At 73.9% G+C, this 19276-nt stretch carries 17 protein-coding genes and 1 pseudogene; 9 read left to right on the forward strand and 9 right to left on the reverse strand.

The annotated features are described in order from the left end of the window. Positions 1 to 58: 58 nt before the first annotated feature. The 4 genes from ACFXPX_RS07240 to ACFXPX_RS07255 all read right to left on the reverse strand — a co-directional run bounded on the left by ACFXPX_RS07240 (position 59) and on the right by ACFXPX_RS07255 (position 4048). Positions 59 to 835 (reverse strand): SAM-dependent methyltransferase, encoded by a 777-nt coding sequence (locus tag ACFXPX_RS07240; RefSeq protein WP_380593596.1) that lies wholly within the window; start codon positions 833 to 835, stop codon positions 59 to 61. Between the two features lie 155 nt (positions 836 to 990). Beyond that, positions 991 to 1734 carry a heparin lyase I family protein gene (locus ACFXPX_RS07245; RefSeq protein WP_375895796.1) on the reverse strand — a complete coding sequence of 248 codons (744 nt, stop codon included), beginning with the start codon at positions 1732 to 1734 and terminating at the stop codon, positions 991 to 993. A gap of 123 nt (positions 1735 to 1857) precedes the next feature. Beyond that, entirely contained in the window at positions 1858 to 3300 is a 1443-nt protein-coding gene (locus tag ACFXPX_RS07250) for a uracil-xanthine permease family protein (RefSeq protein ID WP_380639984.1), read from the reverse strand. A 151-nt stretch (positions 3301 to 3451) separates the two neighbouring features. After that, positions 3452 to 4048 (reverse strand): SRPBCC family protein, encoded by a 597-nt coding sequence (locus tag ACFXPX_RS07255; RefSeq protein WP_380525308.1) that lies wholly within the window; start codon positions 4046 to 4048, stop codon positions 3452 to 3454. Positions 4049 to 4208: 160 nt separating this feature from the next. Between ACFXPX_RS07255 and ACFXPX_RS07260 the strand changes: the two genes are divergently transcribed. From ACFXPX_RS07260 to ACFXPX_RS07285, 6 genes and pseudogenes are all read left to right on the forward strand, one after another. Next, positions 4209 to 4865: a TetR/AcrR family transcriptional regulator gene (locus ACFXPX_RS07260; RefSeq protein ID WP_380525309.1), complete on the forward strand. Its 657-nt coding sequence runs from the start codon at positions 4209 to 4211 to the stop codon at positions 4863 to 4865. An 86-nt stretch (positions 4866 to 4951) separates the two neighbouring features. Continuing rightward, positions 4952 to 5719: an alpha/beta fold hydrolase gene (locus ACFXPX_RS07265; RefSeq protein ID WP_380525311.1), complete on the forward strand. Its 768-nt coding sequence runs from the start codon at positions 4952 to 4954 to the stop codon at positions 5717 to 5719. Beyond that, the gene (locus tag ACFXPX_RS07270; RefSeq protein WP_380525312.1) at positions 5712 to 6170 is read left to right on the forward strand and encodes a MarR family winged helix-turn-helix transcriptional regulator; all 459 of its coding nucleotides are present in this window, start codon (positions 5712 to 5714) and stop codon (positions 6168 to 6170) included. Before ACFXPX_RS07265 ends, ACFXPX_RS07270 begins: the two co-directional genes overlap by 8 nt. Before the next feature lie 350 nt (positions 6171 to 6520). Beyond that, positions 6521 to 7857: pseudogene (locus ACFXPX_RS07275) on the forward strand (RNA-guided endonuclease InsQ/TnpB family protein); the annotation flags it as partial. Between the two features lie 70 nt (positions 7858 to 7927). Beyond that, on the forward strand, positions 7928 to 8290 hold the full coding sequence (locus ACFXPX_RS07280; RefSeq protein ID WP_380593601.1) for a hypothetical protein: 363 nt from the start codon (positions 7928 to 7930) through the stop codon (positions 8288 to 8290). Positions 8291 to 8500: 210 nt separating this feature from the next. Beyond that, positions 8501 to 9808: a cation:proton antiporter gene (locus ACFXPX_RS07285; protein ID WP_380639986.1), complete on the forward strand. Its 1308-nt coding sequence runs from the start codon at positions 8501 to 8503 to the stop codon at positions 9806 to 9808. Positions 9809 to 9853: 45 nt separating this feature from the next. Here ACFXPX_RS07285 and ACFXPX_RS07290 read toward each other — a convergent pair whose 3' ends face one another. Next, a complete protein-coding gene (locus ACFXPX_RS07290) occupies positions 9854 to 10741 on the reverse strand; it encodes a PIG-L family deacetylase (RefSeq protein ID WP_380639988.1) in 888 nt (295 codons plus the stop codon). Positions 10742 to 11283: 542 nt separating this feature from the next. Between ACFXPX_RS07290 and ACFXPX_RS07295 the strand changes: the two genes are divergently transcribed. Together ACFXPX_RS07295 and ACFXPX_RS07300 are read left to right on the forward strand one after the other, a co-directional pair. Further along, the gene (locus tag ACFXPX_RS07295) at positions 11284 to 11655 is read left to right on the forward strand and encodes a peptidoglycan-binding protein (RefSeq protein WP_375895775.1); all 372 of its coding nucleotides are present in this window, start codon (positions 11284 to 11286) and stop codon (positions 11653 to 11655) included. Between the two features lie 109 nt (positions 11656 to 11764). Further along, positions 11765 to 12178, forward strand: a complete 414-nt coding sequence (locus ACFXPX_RS07300) for a hypothetical protein (RefSeq protein WP_380639990.1) — start codon at positions 11765 to 11767, stop codon at positions 12176 to 12178. A gap of 20 nt (positions 12179 to 12198) precedes the next feature. Here the strand turns inward: ACFXPX_RS07300 and ACFXPX_RS07305 are convergent, their stop codons facing one another. Further along, complete coding sequence (locus ACFXPX_RS07305; RefSeq protein WP_380639992.1) at positions 12199 to 12954, reverse strand: DUF6193 family natural product biosynthesis protein; 756 nt, start codon at positions 12952 to 12954, stop codon at positions 12199 to 12201. A 62-nt stretch (positions 12955 to 13016) separates the two neighbouring features. Continuing rightward, positions 13017 to 15821, reverse strand: a complete 2805-nt coding sequence (locus ACFXPX_RS07310) for a BTAD domain-containing putative transcriptional regulator (RefSeq protein WP_380639994.1) — start codon at positions 15819 to 15821, stop codon at positions 13017 to 13019. Between the two features lie 159 nt (positions 15822 to 15980). On the opposite strand from ACFXPX_RS07310, the gene ACFXPX_RS07315 reads away from it, so the two are divergent. After that, positions 15981 to 17321, forward strand: a complete 1341-nt coding sequence (locus tag ACFXPX_RS07315) for a M14 family zinc carboxypeptidase (protein WP_380525321.1) — start codon at positions 15981 to 15983, stop codon at positions 17319 to 17321. A gap of 21 nt (positions 17322 to 17342) precedes the next feature. On the opposite strand, the gene ACFXPX_RS07320 is transcribed toward ACFXPX_RS07315, so the two are convergent. Together ACFXPX_RS07320 and mycP are read right to left on the reverse strand one after the other, a co-directional pair. Beyond that, positions 17343 to 17873, reverse strand: a complete 531-nt coding sequence (locus ACFXPX_RS07320) for a hypothetical protein (protein WP_380639996.1) — start codon at positions 17871 to 17873, stop codon at positions 17343 to 17345. Between the two features lie 32 nt (positions 17874 to 17905). Continuing rightward, entirely contained in the window at positions 17906 to 19135 is a 1230-nt protein-coding gene (mycP, locus tag ACFXPX_RS07325) for a type VII secretion-associated serine protease mycosin (RefSeq protein ID WP_380639998.1), read from the reverse strand. Between the last annotated feature and the right edge of the window lie 141 nt (positions 19136 to 19276).

Consider the following 19276-nt stretch of genomic DNA (forward strand, 5'->3'; position numbering starts at 1 on the left):
TGCCGGACCCTCGGCGGGCGGCTCGCCGCCGGCGCCGGGGTCGGGCGGGCCGGGCGCTTCATCGCTCGGGCCGCCGGAACAGTGCGGCCCACAGGCCGGGCCGGCCGAACCGGCTCGCGTCCGGCGCCGATTCGTCGCGCATCCGCCGCAGCTCCACCTCCTGGAGGCCCAGCGGCCCCTCGACGAAGATCCGGCGCAGTTCGTCGGCGGTGTAGGCCGGGGCGCCGTGCGGGGCGCCGTCCCGGTACAGCTGCGCGTCCGGGGTCCGCGTCCCCGCCCCGTCGCCGTCCGGCGCGCAGCAGACCAGTCCCAGGTGTCCGCCGGGCGCCGTCAGCCGCGCCAGCAGCGCGAGGTAGCCGGGCCGGCGGTGCGGCGGCAGGTGCTGGAAGAGGCCCGAGTCGTAGACCAGGTCGTACGGACCGGTCAGGGCGGCCGCCACCGGCCCGAAGGCGTCCCCGTGGTGGAAGCGCACTCCCAGGTCGAAGCCGAGGTGGTACTCGAACTGCTCCTGGCGGCTGCGCGCCTGGTCCAGGGCCCGCTGGTCGCGGTCCAGCCCGTCCATGGCGAAACCGTGCATCCGCAGGTGGAGGGTGTTGCGGCCGTTGCCGCAGCCGAGGTCGAGTCCGCGTCCACCCGGGGACGCCCCGATCACCCCGCGGTCCAGCAGGTCCGCCAGGCTCTCGTCCGGCTTCCCGCTGAGGGCCGGCACCGGCCGGCTCCGGTCGGCGTGTCGCGGCGCCCGTTCCCGCCGGGCCTGCGCGAACAGCCCGTCGAGCAGCTCCAGCAGTTCGTCCTCGGTCCGCACCACCCGTACGTCACCCTGTTCCTGCGCCATGTCCGCCTGCCCCTTTCGTCCCCCACGGTCGTCGCGACGCTACCGGGAACGGGCCCGCCCGCGCGGGCGGCGGGCGGGCCGACGGGACGGCTGCGGCGATCGCCCGCATCCGTTGCGGTCCGGGTCCGGGACCGGGTCCGGGGCCGTGGGCGTGCCTACGAGCCGGCGGTGGCCAGGGCCAGGGTGGTGGCCATCACCGGGCTGGTGAAGGTGTTCGTCGCGGCGCCCGGGTTCTGGTGGTAGGAGCCCCATTTGAGGTAGTTGCGGTCGCCGTCCCAGGTGGTGCCCTTGAAGGTGCCCGCGCCGGTGCTGAACGTCTGCTTCTTGCCGTCGAACCAGAAGTCGATCGTCCCGTCGGTGCGGCCCAGGTGGATCTTGAGCGCGTACGCGTGCCACTCGCCGTTGTTCACCGGCGCCGTCCACAGCGGGTGCGCCACGTGCTCGGTGTCCCATTCCTGGAGCCGCACCCGGCTGTTGGTGATGTCGATCTCGATCGGGTGGTTGGCGGTGCCCTCGCTGGGCGAGCACTTGAGCTGGAACACGTACCGGCTCTGGTCGTCCTTGATGTCCACCGTGGAGGACCAGCCCAGGTAGAAGGTGTCGCCGCTCCTGAGGTCCGGGCCGACCGTCTCGCAGCGTTCCTGGTTCGCGGCCTGGAAGGCCCGCCACACGTCGCCCTTGGCGGGGTCCTTGACGACGCCGAAGGTGCTCGGGGCGGCGCACTGCACGCCGGGGAAGGAGGAGGGGCCGGTCTTGGTGCTCGGGGTCCACAGGACCTTGCCCGCCGCCGCCGGGGCGGCGGCGGGGCTGTCGGCGGCGGCCGAGCCGCAGGAGACCGCGCAGGTGGCCAGGGCCAGGGCCCCGACGGCGAGCCGGCGGTGACGGGACAGGGGGGACATGACGCTCCCAACGGAAATCGGGTGGTCGAAATCGCTGGCTGCGATTCGACCACCCGACGGCCGGGCCGACCAGGCGGAACGACCGGCGGAAGTACTTTTAGGTCATGTTCGGGTCAATTCTGCCTACGGCGTGGGCCGCTGCCCCTCGCCCCCGGAGCCCCGGGAGTCCCCCTCGCCCCGGGAGCTTCCGGGCGGCGGCGCGTCGTACGAGGAGGTGCCCTCGTCCAGCAGCGGCTCCTGGGTCTTGAGGTGCGCGGGGGCCAGCGCCCGCAGCGCGTGGTAGCCGGTGATGACGACCAGGGTGCCCAGCGCGATGCCGCTGAGGCTGAACGTGTCGCTGAACTTGAGGGTCACGTTGCCGATGCCGATGATGATGCCCGCCGCGGCCGGCACCAGGTTCAGCGGGTTGCGCAGGTCGACCCCGGACTTGATCCAGATCTGGGCGCCGAGCAGCCCGATCATGCCGTACAGGATGACGGTGATGCCGCCGAGCACCCCGCCCGGAATGGCCGCCACGACGGCGCCGAACTTCGGGCAGACGCCGAACAGCAGGGCGAAGCCGGCCGCGGCCCAGTAGGCGGCGGTGGAGTAGACCCGGGTGGCGGCCATGACGCCGATGTTCTCGGAGTAGGTGGTGTTGGGCGGGCCGCCGAGCGCGGTGGAGAGCACCGAGCCGATGCCGTCCGCGGAGATCGCGGTGCCCAGCTTGTCGTCCAGGTTCTCGCCCGTCATCTCGCCGACCGCCTTGACGTGCCCGGCGTTCTCGGCGACCAGCGCGATCACCACGGGCAGCGCGACCAGGACGGCGGACCACTGGAAGGAGGGGCCGTGGAAGGCGGGCAGGCCGATCCAGTCCGCCTTGCCGACGCCGGAGAGGTCCAGGCGCCAGTGGTCGGTCAGCTGCCCGCCCGGGCTCACCGAGTGGATCCTGCCGAAGACCCGGTCGAAGACCCAGGAGATCCCGTACCCGAAGACCAGCCCGAGGAAGATCGCCACCCGCGACCAGAAGCCGCGCAGGCACACCACCGCGAGCCCGGTGAACAGCATCACCAGCAGCGCCGTCCACTGGTCCTGCGGCCAGTACGTGGAGGCGGTGACCGGGGCGAGGTTGAAGCCGATCAGCATGACGACGGCGCCGGTGACGATCGGCGGCATCGTCGCGTGGATGATCCGCGCCCCGAAGTACTGCACCGCCAGGCCCACCAGGAACAGCACCACGCCCACCACGAGCACCGCGCCGGTCACCGTCGCGCTGGTGCCGCCCTGCGCCCGGATCACCGCGGCGACCCCGACGAAGGACAGCGAGCAGCCGAGGTAGCTGGGCACCCGGCCGCGGGTGGCCAGCAGGAAGATCACGGTCGAGACGCCGGACATCATGATCGCCAGGTTGGGGTCGAGCCCCATCAGCACCGGGGCGACGAAGCTCGCCCCGAACATGGCGACCACGTGCTGGGCGCCGAGCCCTGCCGTACGGGGCCAGGAGAGCCGTTCGTCGGGGCGGACGACCGCTCCCGGTGCGGGCGTCCGCCCGTCACCGTGCAGCTTCCAGCGCACGCCGAGATCCATGTGGGGGTTCACTTTCTGTCAACTTCCGGGGGGTGTCCGCACCATTCTGGTGCGTCCCGGTCCCGGATCGCGCCACCGGCCCGCTCCTGACCTGCGCACTCGCACGCGGGCGGCGGGGGTGGGGCCGGGGCCGGGGGAGTGCGACGGGGCGTCAGCCCCGGGCGTCGACGGCGGCGTTCGCCAGGTCGCCCAGCCAGGCGTCCAGGCCCTGACGCAGGATCGCGGTGGCGGCCGGGACGTCCGCGTCGACCTGCGGCCCGGTGTGGGTCTCCTCGGTGCGCACCAGGACGCCGCCGCGCACCGGGGTGAAGGTCCACACGTGCACGCCGTCGATGTGCAGGCCCTCGGCGACGGCGGGGCCGGTCCAGCGGATGCAGGCGCCGGGGCGCAGCTGCCGGACGGTGGAGGTGATGTCCAGGGCGGGGGCGGTGGTGGCGGGGTTGGGCGGCAGCGGGGTGGTCCAGTGGAACGCCGAGCCGGCCCGCAGCGGACCGCGGTCCAGGCGCTCGGCGCCCGACACGGCGTGCTGCCAGGACGGCCAGCGGGCGACGTCGGTCTGCAGCCGCCAGACGGTGGACAGCGGCGCGTGGATCACGGCCTCGGTGCGGTAGCGGACCCGGGCGGCGGGGGAAGCGGCGGTGGCGGCCTGGGCCGGCACGGCGGCGGTGCCGAGCACGGTGGCGGCGAGGGCGGCGGCGAGGGCGGCGGCGGACAGGGCGGCGGACAGGGCGGTGCGGATGCCGGACATGGCGGTCCCCTTGGGTCGACGGAGGTCTGGTGGATCCGTTAGGTGTTCTGTCGTTCGTTAGAAGTTGTAACTCCTGAGTCCGGCCGGGGTCAACAGGGCCAGTGATAACCTCTAACCAAAACGTGAGGATGTAGCCCACCGGCACGGAAGGCGGCGGAGCATGGCGAAGGCGGAGGCGGACACCGCGACCCCCAGGGAGCGCTACCGCGCCCAGGTGCGCGAGGAGGTCAAGCGGCACGCCCGGGAGCAGATCGCCGCGGCCGGGGCCTCCGCGCTCTCCCTCAACGCCATCGCCAAGCGGATGGGCCTGAGCGGGCCCGCGCTCTACCGCTACTTCGCCGGCCGCGACGAGCTGATCACCGCACTCGTCCGCGACGCCTACCGCAGCCTCGCCGACACCCTGCGGGTGGGCGCCGAGGGCGGCGCCGACCTGCGCGCGCTGGCCCACGCCCTGCGGCTGTGGGCCCTCGCGGACCCCCAGCGCTACTTCCTGATCTACGGCACCCCCGTGCCCGGCTACCACGCCCCCGAGGACACCACCGCGATCTCCGGCGAGATCATGACGGTCCTGCTGGACGCCTGCGCCGCCGCCCCCGCCGGGCGGGGGTCGCCCCCCGCCGTGCTCGCCGACCACCTCGCCGACCACCGCGACTGGGCCTCCGGCCACCCCGCCCCGCCCGAAGCGCTGCACCGCTTCCTGAGCCTGTGGACCCGCCTGCACGGCGTGCTGTCCCTGGAGCTGGCCGGCCACTTCGCCGGGATGGGCTTCGACCCGGCCCTGCTCTACGCCGCCGAACTCGACGACCTGCTCGCCTGAGCGCCTGCCGCCGGCCCTTGAATGTGATCCGTATTACATATGTCACAACACATGTGTCGTGACATATATCGTGTACTGTCTTCGGTATGAGCACTACAGCGAAAACCCCGACCCTTGTCTTCGTCCCCTGCTTCTCCGGCGCTCCGTGGAGCGCCGAGCAGCTCGCCCCCTACGGTGAGGCGCCCCGGCGGACGCTGCGCCTGCCCGAGGTCGTCGACGACATCGAGCGCTACGCCGACCACGTCGAGAACGCGGTCGCGGACCTGGACGACTACGTGCTGGTCGGCGACTCCTTCGGCGCGAACATTGCCCTCGCGCTCGCGACCCGCCGCCCGCGCGGCCTGCGCGCCCTGGTCCTGTCCGGCGGATTCGCGGCCAACCCGGTCGACTCCACGGCGTGGAAGGCCCTGATGCGGGCGATCGGCTCGGCCCGCGGCCCGCTGTACCGGCAGCTGACGCTGCGCGCCCACGCCCACCGGCTCGCCTCCCCGTTCGACGGCGAGGGGCAGGTGCCCTGGAGCGAGGCGCGCAGCCGTGAGCTGTTCCTCGTCAACACCCCGGCCGGCTCCTTCGGCGCCCGACTGCGGGCCGTCCTCACCGCCGACTACGTGGGCGTGCTCGGCCGGGTCCAGGTCCCGACCCTGCTTCTGAGCCCCTCGCACGACGTGCTGATCGGCGAGGACGCCGCCAAGGTCATGCTCGCGGGCATCCCCGACGCCCGGGAGGTCGTGCTGCCGCGCACCGGTCACATGTTCCGCTTCTCCCACCCGGCCACCTACGCTGCTGCGGTCGAGGACTTCCTCGACACCCTGCCGACCATCGACCCCACCACCCGGAAGGACGCCGGTGCGTAAGGCCGAACACCTGCGGTTCGCGATCCTGGCGGCCCAGCGCGAGGGCAACCGGCTGCTGATCCAGGCTCTCAAGCCCCACGGCATCACCCCGTCGCAGGCCGAGGTGCTGCGCCTGCTCCAGCAGCACGGCACCTTGAGCCTCAACGGGCTCGGGCAGTTGCTGGTGTGCGAGAGCGGCACCAACCCCAGCCGCCTGGTCGAGCGCGTCGTCGCGGCCGGGCTGGTCGAGCGCCGCCCCGACGAGGCGGACCGCCGCTACCTCCAGCTCAGCCTCACCCCCGAGGGCGTGCGCCTGGCCACCGCCGTCGCCGAGATCGAGGAGTCTCTATACGCCGGGATGGACGCCGCCGCCGAGGGCCTGGACACCGACGCGATGCTCGCCTTCCTGCACCGGTTCATCGACCCCTTGCCCTCGGGTGAGGCCCTCAACAAGCGCCTCGGCCTCGACTGACACCACGACCCCGACCGGCGCCACGGCGCCGACCGGCACCACGGCCTCGACCGACAGCACGCTCCGCTCGCAGGAGATGCCGACGGGACGTCACAGCAGCTTCGCCCGTGCCGCCTGGATGCCCGTCTGGAACCGGGTCCGGGCCCCGAAGCGGTCCATCACCTGATCTCGCATGGGTATGCGCGAAGCACCGTATTCCTGGCGTTGGACAGCCCAGCAGAGCGTCAGTCAGTGGCAGAGCCACGACCACCGGAGACCCAGTTGCGACTATCAGTGTCAGTGGGGCGCATTATGGTGATCGCGTTGACCGAAAGGGGGTTGGCCGGGTGATCCGTGCGTATAAGTTCCTCATGCGGCCGACCATGGGTCAGCAGCAAGCGCTTGCTCAGACGTTGGGGGATCATTGTTCGCTTTACGATGGCGCGTTGCAGGAACGGCGTGACGCCTTCGGGCACGGGTCGAAGACCACGATCCGGTACGGCGATCAGTCGGCGCAGCTCAAGGAGATCCGGGCGTTCGATCCGGAGCGTCAGGGCCGCTGGTCGTTTTCCTCGCAGCAGGCCACGTTGCGCAGGTTGGACAAGGCGTTTGCCGCATTTTTCCGCCGGGTCAAGTCCGGTGAGACGCCGGGCTATCCGCGCTTTCGTGGGGTGAACTGGTTCGACACGGTGGACTTCCCCAGGGACGGGGACGGCTGCCGCTGGGATTCCACACCACATGATCCGGTCACCCGTGTCCGGTTCCAAGGTGTTGGACACGTCAAAGTCAATCGGCACCGGCTGGTGATGGGGAATGTCAAGACCCTCTCGGTCAAGCGTGAGGGCAGGCGCTGGTACGTGGTGCTGACTGCCGAACAGGGTGAACCGGAGCCGCTGCCCGCGACCGGCTCCGTGGTTGGCATCGACATGGGCATAGCCAACTTCCTCGCCGACTCCAACGGTGAGTTCGTCCCCAACCCCCGCCACAGGGCCAAGGCAGCCGCGAAACTCGAAGCCGCGCAGCAGGCCCTGTCACGATGCAAGCGGCGTGGCAACCGCCGCAAGAAGGCCGTCCGGCGCCTAGGGCCTGTCCGGCGGATCTTGCCAGGCGCGCGACGCCGGGCATCCCGCCTGGACGCACGCCCGAATCGCCCAAGTACGTCCAGTACGAGGCCGACTCGGGCGCACGCCCAGCCGGGCGCCCAACGCCGCGCGCTGATCTGCCAAGATCCGCCGGACAGGCCCTAGCCGACCTGCACCGCAAGGTTCGTCGCCAGCGTCTCGATCACGCCCACAAGACCGCCTTAGTCCTGGTCCGTGAACATGACCTGATCGCGCACGAAGACCTCAAGATCCGCAACATGGTCAAGGCTCCCGTGCCGAAGCCCGACTCCGACCGGCCAGACAGCTTCCAGCCCAACGGGGCCAGAGCGAAGGCCGGGCTCAATCGGTCGATCTCGGATGCCGGTTGGGGGGTGTTCCTGACGATCCTGCACGCCAAGGCTGAAAGCGCCGGACGGGAGGTGATCGCCGTGGACCCCCGCAACACCTCCCGCACTTGCCCCCGTGATCAGTGTGGGCACGTTGCGGCGGAGAACCGGCCCACCCAGGACACCTTCCACTGCGTCGTGTGCGGCTACCAGGCGCACGCTGACACGGTGGGAGCCGTCAATGTTCTACGGGCCGGGCTGGTCCGTCGCGACGCTCGGAAGGGTTAGCGAGAAGCCCCCGGCGTCAGCTGGGGGAGGAGTCACGGCCCTTTCCCGCATCGGCAATCTCGTGCTCGCTGCTCCTGCAGCCAACGTCGACCCGCCGCAGTACTTCAACGACCCGGTGGACGCCGGCGACAGCTTCACCGCCTCCGTGGTCAACAGCGGCGGCTCCACCTACACGCTGCGGATCACCGACACCACCAAGGGCTGGACCGAGACCACCGACCAGCAGCTCGACGGACAGAACGTCAGCGCCGAGGCCGTCATAGAGTCCCCGAGCCAGAGCTACCCGTCCTTCGACCGCCTGGACTTCTCCGGCGTCACCGTCAACGGCCAGGTCTTCGACAGCTACTCGCCGCAGGCCATCAACAGCGGCCAGTACACCGAGACCCCGCTCAGCAACGGCGCCTTCGCCATCGTCCCCGCCTGACGCCCCCGCGCCACTGCCACCGCCCGTAACCGCACCGCCCGCCCCGGCCCGCACCCCACGCGGGCCGGGGCGGGCGCACGCGTTCCGGGGCGTACGGCGCCGCACCGCACCCCGATCCGCCCGCGCCGCACCCCACCCGCCCCCACGCCGACCGCACACAATGCGGTGAACCGTGCACGACCGTGTACGTGCGACCAGGGGAACGCCACGATGGACAGCACCTCCGCCACGACCGTCCTGGCCGACGTCGCCGTGGTCCTGCTCACCGGCGTCGCCCTGACCCCGCTGCGCACCCGGCTGCGCCAGCCCGCCGTGGTCGGCGAGATCGCCGTCGGGGTCGTCCTCGGCCACGGCGTGCTCGGCCTGCTGCCCGGCGACCCCACCGAACGGCTCTTCCCGCCCGCCGCCCGCGCCCACCTCGCCGTCCTCGCCCAACTCGGCATCGTGCTCTTCATGTTCGCCGCCGGCTGGGAGCTCGACCTGCGCCGGCTGGCCGGCCGGGCCCGCACCGTGCTGGCCGTCACCACCGCCTCCCTCGCCCTGCCCTTCGCCCTCGCCGCCGTCCTCGCGGCCGCCCTGCTCGCCCGCCACCCCGCCCTGGCCGGACCGGCCGCCACCCCGGCCCTGTTCACCGTCTTCCTCGGCATCGCGCTGTCCGCCAGCGCCCTGTCCGTCCTGGCCCGCATCGTCGAGGAGAACCGCCTCCAGGCCGACGGCACCGGCGTGCTCGCCACCGCCTGCGGCGCCCTCACCGAGATCCTCCTGTGGTGCGCCGTCGCCGCCGTGGCCGCCGCCGCCCACGGCCCCGACCACGGCGGCCTGCCGGCCGCCCTCGCCCGGATCGCCGGCTGCGCGGCCGCCCTGGTCCTGCTGGTCCGCCCGCTGCTGCGCCGCCTGCTGCTCGGCCCCGCCCGGCGCGCCGTCACCGACCGGCCGCTGCTGGTCCTGCTCGCCGTCGCCGGCGCCGCCCTGCTCTGCGCCTGGACCGCCTCCCGGCTCGGCCTGCATGCGGTGATCGGCGCCTTCGCCCTCGGCCTGGCCATGCCCCGGGACGCGGGGGAGGAGCTGCGCCGGGCCGTCCAACTGCCGCTGCGCAACGCCGGCGCCCTGCTCGTCCCGGTCTTCTTCGCCCTCACCGGGCTGTCCGTGGACCTGCACGGCATCGACGCCGCCGGCCTGCTCGCCGCCGCGCTGCTGCTGGCCGTGGCCTGGGGCGGCAAGTTCGCCGGGGCCGTCCTCGGCGCCCGCCTCACCGGCGTGCCCCGCCGCGAGGCCGCCACCCTGGGGGTGCTGCTGAACACCAAGGGCCTGGGCGAGGTCCTCATCCTGACGCTGGGGCGGGACCTGGGCATCATCGGGGAGCGGCTGTTCACGGTCCTGCTGCTGACCGCCCTCGCGGCCACCCTGCCGGTCAACCCCCTCGTGCACCGCCTCGCCGGCCGGGCCGGCGCACCGGCGCCGCGCCCGCTCCTGGAGGCCCGGGCGGCCCCGGGCGCCCCGGGCGCCCCGGGCGGCTGACCCGGGGCGCCCGGTCGCCCTCCGGCCGGGGCGACCGGGCCCGCGTCAGCGCAGGCCGGCGAAGAGGTCCTGCTCCGGCAGGGCGGCGCCGGTGGTGTCGCGGACCCGGACGAAGGTCTCCGTGCCCATCAGCTCGGTGAAGCGCTCCTTGCCCATCCGCAGGAAGAAGATGTTCTCGCCCTGGCTGGCGTGCGCGGCCAGCGCGTCGTACTTCTGGCCGCCGAAGGCGTGGGTGTCCACCCAGGTGGTGACCTCCTCGTCGGGCAGCCCGATCGGGGGCAGCTCGGGCTCGGGGGCCCGTCCGGCCCCGGCGGCGGCCTCCCCGGCGTCCCCGGCGTCCGCGGCCTCGCCGGCCTGCTCGTCCCAGTCGGTGCCGAACTCCTGCATCGCCTCGAAGAAGCGCTTCATCGACGAGTGCGGCGCGGTGGTCCAGTACACCTTGGACGTCACGTCCGGGACCAGCTCCAGGGCGGCCATGGTGATCCGGTGGGCCTGGATGTGGTCGGGGTGGCCGTAGAAGCCGTTCTCGTCGTAGGTGACGACGACGTCCGGCCGGTAGCGGTGCAGCAGTTCGGCCAGCCGGGCGGCGCCCTCGGCGACCGGGGTGCCCCAGAACGAGCCGGGGGCGTCGTTGGCGGGCCAGCCCATCATCCCGGAGTCGCCGTACTCCAGGAGTTCGAGGTGCTCGACGCCCAGGACCCGGCAGCTGGCCTCCAGTTCCTTGCGGCGCAGCGCGGCCACCGCGGCCGGGTCGTGCCCGTCCTCGCCGGGCTTGACGCCGCCGGGGCCGTCGCCGCAGGCGCCGTCGGTGCAGGTGACCAGGACGGTGCGGACGCCCTCGGCGGCGTAGCGGGCGAGGACGCCGCCGGTGCCGGTGGCCTCGTCGTCGGGGTGGGCGTGCACTGCCATCAGGGTCAGGGGCCGGTCGGCCATGGTCTCGTCCTCGGTTCGTTCGGGTGATCCACCCCCAGTCTGCCCGGCCGCTCCGACACCCCGCCTCCCGCCCTCGCCCGACGCCGTGGCCGGCGCCGTTCCGCGCCGTTCGCCGCGAACTGATATGAATGTTCTTCGGACAAGCCATTCACAACAGTTGACGCATCCTCACCCGAGGGCACCCCCGCCCGCTGAGGCCGTCCCCGAGGCGGCCCCCTGAGGCCGCCCCCGACTCCCGTCCGGGTAGCCCGCACTACCCGAGCGGGTATCCGCCCGGGCCCACCCGAGTACCCGTACTCGGGTGGGCCCGGCGCCGCGCGCACCAGCATGGGGCCGTGCACCCGGCGGCGGCCCCGAGGATCGGCACCCGCGCCACACCCTCGCCGGCTACCGGCCCTGACAACCGTCCTGACCGCCCGTCCGGCCCGAATGGCCCACAGATCCGGCGGTCAATTGGATACCCCATTGGGGCATCGGTCCTGGCTAGGGTCGAGGCACACGCTGCGCCGCGAGAACGGGCGCACGCCAACGGGAGGGAACCCATGCGCAAGATCATCATCGGGCTGGCCGCCACCGGTCTGCTCCTCGCCGGCACCGTCGCCACCGCCGGCACCGCCGAGGCCGCAGGCACCCGCTGCGGCGACTGGAGCACCGCCGAGCCGCTGCTCAAGTACGGCGCCACCGGCGACGCCGTCAGGGAGCTCCAGTGCGAGCTCAACTACTCGCTCAACCCCGACGTCTTCGGCAAGACCACCGTCGACGGGGTCTTCGGTGACGACACCCTGCGCCGCGTCCGCATCTTCCAGAACTGTATGCCGAACCTCCAGGTCGACGGCCAGGTCGGCCCGCAGACCTGGGGCCAGCTGGACTGGTGGAGCTCCAAGGACGCCTACCCCAACTGCACGGCCATCTAGGTAGGAACAGCTGGTAGGAACAGCTCGTGGCAAACCCGGGGGCGGGGCATCCGGAGCCCCGCCCCCGGGCGCCGTCCGAGCACCGGCCCCGTCAAGGAGATGGTCCACCGTGCTGATCGCCGACTTCGACGCCTACGGCCGGGTCGCCGACTTCGACCCGGCGACCGGACGGCTCGGTCCCGACCGCACCGCCGACCCCGGGCAGCCGACGCACGGCCACTACGGCCGGCTCGGCGGCACCCAGGTGGTGTTCTACCGGGCCGGGGACGGGCTGCGGATCCGGGTGGGGGAGCGGGACCTGCTCCTCGACACCGCCACCACCGTCCGGCACCGGATCGCCGAGCCGCAGTGCGTGCTGACCGTCGGCCAGGCCGTCGAGTTGCGCTACCCGGTGCCGCCGGAGTGGTACGGCCTGGCCGACGACCCGACCCCGTTCGTCGAGGCCGAGGACTTCGACGCCTACGGCCTGTTCGCCGCCGACGTCCTGGCCGCCCCCGGGCGGGCGGCCCGCCTCTACCGCTGACGCCCGGCCGGGTCCTGCGGTCAGTCGTCGTCGAGCCCGCGGCCCAGGACGGCCGGGCCGAGGTCGGCGGGCAGGTGGCCCGCCGCCAGGGCGACGGCCTCGGCGGCCGAGGTGGCTTCGGCGAGGACGCGGGACAGCGGCTCCTTGCCCGGCGAGTTGTAGAGCGGGTTGTCCCGGACGTAGTAGGGGCCGTTCGGCGAGGGGGTGACGGCCACCTCGTCGCGGAACGGGAAGTCGGTGCAGGAGCTGAACGCGACCGTCCAGTGGCTGAGGTACACGGAGAGCCGCCGCAGCCGCGGTTCGGCGTGGGCCGCTTCCACGAGGGCGGTGAACTCGGGGAAGTCCTCGGTCCGGGCCGCGTGCTCCCGCACGTGCCGCCACTGCAGGGCCACCACCGCGGCCGCCCCCTGGGCGAGGGCGTCGGCGAACTCCACGGCGCACTCGAAGGGCAGTTCCGCCGCCATCTCCCGCAGGCTCCGGCCCGCTCCCCAGGCCACGCCCGCCCGGACGACGGCCGCGAGGTCGGTCGTCCCGCCGCCGATGAGCTGGTTGCTCCCGCTGCGGCCCGCGATGCCGAACCGCCGGCGCGGGGCTTCGTCGATGTAGACGGAGAGCGGCTCGCGGCCGGGGGTCGAGGAGGCGATGCGCGCCGCGGTGAGCGAGCCCGGTGCTCGGGGCGTCACCGCGAGGGCGATGCCGAGGCCGGCCGCCGTCCGCTCCAGCAGCGCGGCCAGGCTGCCCGCGGCAGCCACGTCGGGGTAGAGGTCGCAGTCCATGGCAGCACTCTGTCGCCGCCGCGCGGTGAACGGAAGGGCGGGCACGGGCCGCTGCGCCGCCGTCAGCAGCGCCGGTCGGGCCCCGGGTGGTGTCCGCGGGCCGCGCCCGCGCCGCCGGACAGGGCCCGCAGGGCGGCCCGGGCGGCGGCCTCGCCCTCGTCGTACTGGTGGGCGCGGGCGGCGAGCAGGGCGGCGTCGAGGTGGCGGGTGGCCTCCGCGCGGCGGCCGCTGGCGGCCAGGGCGCGGCCGTACAGGGTCTGCAGGACGACCCGGCGGGCGGCCGGGAAGGGCGGTTCGGCCACGGCGAGGCCGCAGGCGGCGTGGTGGGCGGCCGCCTCGGGGTCGCCGCCGGCCAGGCAGGTGTCGGCGAGGTGCTGGCGGGCGAGGGCGACGAGGTCGGCGCGGCCGGCCTGTTCGGCCAGGGCGAGGGCGCTGCCCAGCAGGTCCCGCACCCGGGCGGGGACGTTCCCGGACCCGGGCCGGCCGTAGCGGGCGAGCGCGGCGGCGAGGTTGACCAGGGCGACGGCCTGGGCGCTGCGGTCGCCGGCCAGGGCGGCCAGGCCGGGGGCCCGTTCGAGGTGGACCAGGGCCTGCTCGGGCCGGCCCTCCTCCAGCAGCACCCAGCCGAGCAGGGCCCGGGCCCGGGACTGGGCGCCGGGGTCGAGGTCGGCCTCGGCGGCGGCGAGCCCGTGTTCGAGCAGCGGCACCCAGCCGTCCCGGACCTGCCACACGATCAGCGGCCACTGCAGCAGCACCAGCCGCCAGGCCCGGTCGTGCAGTCCGGCCCCGACCGCCGCCTCGACCGCGCCGCGCAGGGTGTCGCGTTCGGCGGCGTACCAGGCCAGGGCGCTCGCCCGGTCGGGGAAGGGGCGCACCTCGACGGGCCGCCGGGCCCCGGCGGGCAGCTCGCAGCACGGTTCGCTGCCGGGCTCGGCGGCGGCGCTCGCGGCGAGCAGGGTGTTCAGCAGGTGGTCGAGGAGCCGGGGCAGGGTGTCGGAGTCGTCCTCCTCGGGCGGGGTGCGCAGGCTGCGGGCGTAGAGGCGCACCAGGTCGTGCAGGGTGTAGGCGTCCCGGTCGATCTCGACCACCAGGTGGGCGGTGGCCAGCTGCCCCAACGCGCCCGCGACGTGGGGCAGTTCGACGTCGGCGAGGGCGGCGGCGGTGCGGCTGTCGAGGGTGGTGCCGGTGTGGGTGCCCAGGCGGCGGAACAGCCGGCGGGCGGGGGTGGACAGGTGCTGGACGGTCAGCGCCAGGGCGGCGGCGACACTGGTGTCCTCCACCTCCAGCAGCCCCAACCGGCCCTGCTCGTCGGCGAGTTCGTCGGCGAGCGCGGCAAGCCCCTGGTGCGGGCAGGTGGCGAGGCGGGCGGCGGCCAGGCGCAGGGCGAGCGGCAGCCCGTCGCACAGCCGGGCGAGCCGGGCGGCGGCCTCGGGCTCGGCGCCGACCAGGTCGGGGCCCAGGTCGGGGCCCAGGGTGGTGGCGAGCAGGCTGACGGACTGCGGGGCGGACAGTTCGGCCAGCGGGACGGGTCGGGCGGCGTCCGAGGCGACCAGCCCGCCGAGCCGGTCGCGGCTGGTCACCAGGGTGACGCAGCCGTCCCCGTCGGGCAGCAGCGGGCGGACCTGCTCGGAGCGGCGGGCGTTGTCGAGCACGATGAGCATCCGGCGCCCGGCGGTCAGCTCCCGGTAGCGGGCGGCCAGCGCCTCGGGGGAGGAGGGCATCTGCTCCGCGGGCAGGCCGAGGGCGAGCAGCAGTTCGCGCAGCACCGCGCCGGTGGCGCGTTCGGGCAGCGGACTGTGCCCGCACAGGTCGACGAACAGCCGCCCGTCGGGGAAGTCGGCCTGGCGCCGGTGCGCCCAGTGCACGGCGAGGGCGGTCTTGCCGACCCCGGCCCCGCCGGTGACGACGGTGATGGCGCCGGGGGCGCGGGCGGCCCGGTCGAGCGCGGCCAGCTCGTCCTCGCGCCCGGAGAACCCCCGGGGCCGCCGGGGGAAGGGCCACGGCGCGGGGACGGGCTCCGCCGGCACGGGGGCGGGGGCGGGGACCGGCGCGGGGGCGGGCGTCGTCGCGGGCCCGGATGCCGTCGCGGGCCCCGGTGCCACGTCGCCGAGCAGCACCAGCTCGTGGGCCTCGGTGAGCTCCGCCCCGGGGTCGATGCCCAGCTGCTCGGCCAGGGTGCGGCGGGCGCGGTGGAACCACTCCAGCGCCTCCGGGCGCCGTCCGGCCCGGCCGAGAGCCGTCACCAGCGCGGCGACCAGCGACTCCCGCAGCGGATTGAGCGCGGCCTCGGCGGCCAGCACGCCCGCAGCCGCGCCGTGGTCGCCGAGCCGCCCGTGGGCGCGGGCCAGCTCCTCCACGGCGGACAGCCGCAGCTCCTCCAGCGCCCGGGCGGCGCACTGCAGCGGCAGGCTGGGCTCGGTGCCGGCGAGCGCGGGTCCGCGCCACAGCGCGAGCGCTTCCCGCAGGGCCGTCACCGCCCGGTCGGGCTCACGGGCGGCGCCGGCCTCCTGGACGAGCCGTTCGAAGCGCCGGGCGTCCACCGCCGCCTCGGGCACCCGCAGCAGGTAGCCGCCGCTGCCACCGCTGCCGTCGGTGGCCAGCTCGACCCCGGCCTCGGGGGCCCGGTGCTCGGCCAGGACCGCGCGCAGCCCGGAGACGTGGTTGTGGATGACGGTGCGGGCGTGCCGGGGCGGCTCCTCCTCCCAGAGGGCCTCGGTCAGCCGGTCGATGCCGACCGGCGCGCCGGGGTTCAGCGCCAGCGTGGCCAGCAGGCTGCGGCGTTTGGGCGAGCCGAGGGCGAGCTCCCGCCCGTCCGCGGTCACCACGGCCACCGAGCCCAACAACCGGAAGTCCACCAACGCCCCCACCTGACCAGCAAATATAACAAGCATATGACAGTAAGGGATCTGTCGATAACACACGGTGCCCCCTGTCCGGAGCACCTCGCACCACCCCGCCCGGCGCCCTGGACGGACCCGTACCCGATCGGATCCAATACCACCTCCGGACACCAGGGCAGGGGACCGATGCTGACCGACACCTCGACCGCCGCGGGCAGGGCGATCCTGCTCCACGACCGCTACCCCACGCTCGACGAGCTCACCGCCACCGCCCACCACCTGGCCGCCCGCCACCCCGGACGCTGCCGGCTGCGCACCCTCGGCACCTCCCGGGCCGGGCGCCCCCTCCAGCTCCTCTCGATCGGCCCCGCCGACCCCCGCCCCGCCGACGGCCCCCGCCCCGGCGCCGACGTCCTGGTCGTCTCCGGCGCCCACGCCGACGAGTTCTCCGGCCGCGCCGGCCTCGTCGAACTCGCCCACCGGGCCCTGGCCCGCCCCGCCCGGCACCCGGCCACCACCTGGCACCTGCTGCTCTGCCTCGACCCCGACGGCGCCCACCTGGCCGGCGGCGGCCTGCTCGCCCGCACCCTGCCCGCCTACTTCGCCGGCTACTACCGCCCCGCCGCCGAGGAGCAGCCCGAATGGGCCCCGGCGATCGGCGGCCGCCTCCCCGAGAGCCGGATCCTGCTCGACCTGATCGACGAACTGCGGCCCGCCCTCCAGCTCTCCCTGCACACCGCGGACGTCGGCGGCACCTTCCTCCAGGCCACCGCCGACCCGACCGCCCTCGCCGCCCCCTTCACCCGCTCCGCCGCCGCCCTCGGCATCCCGGTGGAGACCGGCTCCTTCGACACCCACCGGCTGCCCGCCGTCAGCCCCGGCGTCTTCCTGATGGAGCCCGAGCACATCGACACCCAGGAGAACACCACCGGCATGCTCACCGACCAGGACGAGGCCCGGGGCGGCGCCCGGGCCGCCACCTGGTTCGCCCCCCGGCGCCACGGCGGGCGCACCGTCGTCGTCGAGGTGCCCGCCTGGACCAGCCACCACCTCGGCGACGACGCCCCCGTCCCCGCCCAGGACGCCGACCGCCACCTGCGCGCCGCCGCCGACCACCTGCGCGAGCGCGGCCGACAGCTCACCGCCCTACTGACCGCCCTCCCCCCGCACGAGGACCCGCACGACACCCCGCTGCTGCGCGCCACCCGCACCCAGCTCACCGCACTGCGCCAACTCGCCGACGCCTGGGACCCGCGCACCCCCGAGGGCCCCCGCCCGGCACCGCCCCCGCTCACCCGCGCCCACCTGGCCGGCATCGACCTGTGGGCCCACCGCATCCCGGTCCGCGCCGCCGCCCTGCTGCGCCGCGCCATCCCCGCCCAGGACCCCCGCCCCGCCGCCCTCCTCGACACCTGGTGCGCCCACTACCGCCACCGCTTCCGCCCCACCTGGCTCCCCGTCACCCGCCAGGCCGCCCACCACGCCAACACCGCCGAAGCCGCCGCGGCCGCCGTCCCCCTCCCCTGACCGCCCGCCCCGCGCGGTACCTCAGGACCGCGCGGTGTGCCGCTGAAGGCTGTTGACCCGCTCGGCGATCCGTGCCGCGGCGTCGGAGCCCGTCAGGAGGGTGACGTTGGCGGGCGAGGAGGACAGCATCGAGTCGACGGCGATGATCGGGACGGACGGCGCGGCCGAGGCGAGGCCGGTCGTCGCCCGGCCGAAGGGCGCGCCGACGGTGACGATCAGATCGCAGTGCTGGACGAGCAGTCCCGCGAGGTGCGGAGCGGCCTGTTCCGCCGTGGTCGCCGGTTCGATCATCTGCTGGACGTTGGTGCCGTGCTGTGTTCCGGCCGACTGCATGGCGGACCAGATCCCGGCAACGGTGCCGCCGCCGGTCGAGCTCGCGCTGTCCGCCGCCAGGCAGGCGCTCGCCCGCCCCGAGACGTCGTCCGCCTTGGCAGCGGTCGCACGGGGGGAGCTGTTACTGGTGAACAGCAGACAGCCGAGCACGGCAGCGGTGGCAATGCCCAGGACGGAAACGACCAGGGCCGGGCGGCGTGGACGGAGGCGAAGTGGCATGGGACGGGGCCCTCCTGAGAGCGGGAAACCGGTCAGCTGTTCCGCTTGGAACGGGATGTGTTGGACGCGGTGCGTGAACGGGGGCCCGGCCGGGCGGACTTGCCGGTCGCCGTCACCGCAGGCAGGTTTCGCGCGGCCTTCCGGGTGCTTCCGCGACTGCGGGACCTGTGCCACAGGACGGCTGCGGCGCCGATGGCCAGGGTGATTGCGGTGCCTGAGGCTATAGCGACGAACAAGCCGGAATCCGAACCGGATCCGGCGCCGGTTGAATCGTGCGATTCGCGAAGAAGGGGGTTCTCACGCTCTCCGTCGTCCGTGGAGGAAAGCGCCGCGACCGGGTCGACCCTGCCGAAACCGAGTCTCGGGTCGGGGCTTTTGTTTCGTTCGACTGTCGTGGTGATGAGGCGGTGGATCACCTGTCCCGCCGTCAAATCCGGATGTGCCGAGCGGATGAGTGCGGCAGTGGCCGAAACATAGGCCGCCGCGTAGCTCGTGCCGTCGGCCTTCACGTATCGGCCTTGGTTATTGGTCGAGTAGATCTCGGCGGCGGGTGCCGCGACGACGATGCCGCGGCCGGATTCGCTGGCCTTCCAGAAACCTCCGCTCTCGTCGACTCCGGAAACCGACACGACTCCGGGGAAAGCCGCCGGATACATCGGAGGGTTCCCCCGGTCGCCCTCGTTGCCGGCGGAGGCGACGACGACGGCGTCCTTGCCCATCGCGTAGGTGACGGCCTGTTTGAGCAGCGGGTCCGGATCGGGCGCGCCGAGGGAGACGTTGATGACCCGCGCACCGTGGTCCGCCGCCCAGACGATGCCACGCGCGACCATCGGTGCGGAGATCTGGTTGCCGGTGCCGACGCGGACTGGGAGGATCTTCGCGTCCGGCGCGAGGCCCGTCATGCCCTCACCGGGAGCCGGGCCACCGGTGCCGGCGATGATGCCGGCGATGGCGGTTCCGTGGGATTCGCCCGAGGTGTCCGTCCGGCCGTCGTCACCGTCACCGATCAGGCCGGCGCCGGGAAGGACCTGTCCGGCCAGGTCGGGATGCGAGGCCGAGACCCCGCTGTCGACGACGGCGACCGTCGTTCCGGCGCCGCGGCTGATCGACCAGACCCGGTCTGCCTTGAAGTGCTCCGCGTCCAGCGGCCATTCACTGGAGCGGATGCTCTCGGCATTGCTCGCGGGCGTTCCGGAGACCAGGGCGGACACGGTGAATACGGCAACACCACAGGCGTTGAAAAACCGGCGTATTGCGGCCATGGGTGCTGCTCCTGGGGCGGAGTGACGGTAACTCAAGAAGGCATGGAGATGCCTAGATCGGTGGCGATCTTATACACATGCGCCTTCCCCGCGGCCTCGTGATCAGGCGTCAGGGCCGCGCTTTGCGGAACTTTTGCCAGG

Source organism: Kitasatospora sp. NPDC059146 (assembly GCF_042786665.1).
In the GTDB taxonomy this organism is placed as follows: Bacteria; Actinomycetota; Actinomycetes; order Streptomycetales; family Streptomycetaceae; genus Kitasatospora.

Bases quoted from the DNA above. Each gene is read 5' to 3' on its own strand.
- ACFXPX_RS07285 (WP_380639986.1), top strand. From the start codon at position 8,501: ATGGACAGCACCTCCGCCACGACCGTCCTGGCCGACGTCGCCGTGGTC.
- ACFXPX_RS07255 (WP_380525308.1), bottom strand. From the start codon at position 4,048: ATGTCCGGCATCCGCACCGCCCTGTCCGCCGCCCTGTCCGCCGCCGCC.
- ACFXPX_RS07315 (WP_380525321.1), top strand. From the start codon at position 15,981: ATGCTGACCGACACCTCGACCGCCGCGGGCAGGGCGATCCTGCTCCAC.
- ACFXPX_RS07240 (WP_380593596.1), bottom strand. From the start codon at position 835: ATGGCGCAGGAACAGGGTGACGTACGGGTGGTGCGGACCGAGGACGAA.
- ACFXPX_RS07295 (WP_375895775.1), top strand. From the start codon at position 11,284: ATGCGCAAGATCATCATCGGGCTGGCCGCCACCGGTCTGCTCCTCGCC.
- ACFXPX_RS07245 (WP_375895796.1), bottom strand. From the start codon at position 1,734: ATGTCCCCCCTGTCCCGTCACCGCCGGCTCGCCGTCGGGGCCCTGGCC.
- ACFXPX_RS07290 (WP_380639988.1), bottom strand. From the start codon at position 10,741: ATGGCCGACCGGCCCCTGACCCTGATGGCAGTGCACGCCCACCCCGAC.
- ACFXPX_RS07305 (WP_380639992.1), bottom strand. From the start codon at position 12,954: ATGGACTGCGACCTCTACCCCGACGTGGCTGCCGCGGGCAGCCTGGCC.
- mycP (WP_380639998.1), bottom strand. From the start codon at position 19,135: ATGGCCGCAATACGCCGGTTTTTCAACGCCTGTGGTGTTGCCGTATTC.
- ACFXPX_RS07320 (WP_380639996.1), bottom strand. From the start codon at position 17,873: ATGCCACTTCGCCTCCGTCCACGCCGCCCGGCCCTGGTCGTTTCCGTC.
- ACFXPX_RS07260 (WP_380525309.1), top strand. From the start codon at position 4,209: ATGGCGAAGGCGGAGGCGGACACCGCGACCCCCAGGGAGCGCTACCGC.
- ACFXPX_RS07250 (WP_380639984.1), bottom strand. From the start codon at position 3,300: ATGGATCTCGGCGTGCGCTGGAAGCTGCACGGTGACGGGCGGACGCCC.
- ACFXPX_RS07265 (WP_380525311.1), top strand. From the start codon at position 4,952: ATGAGCACTACAGCGAAAACCCCGACCCTTGTCTTCGTCCCCTGCTTC.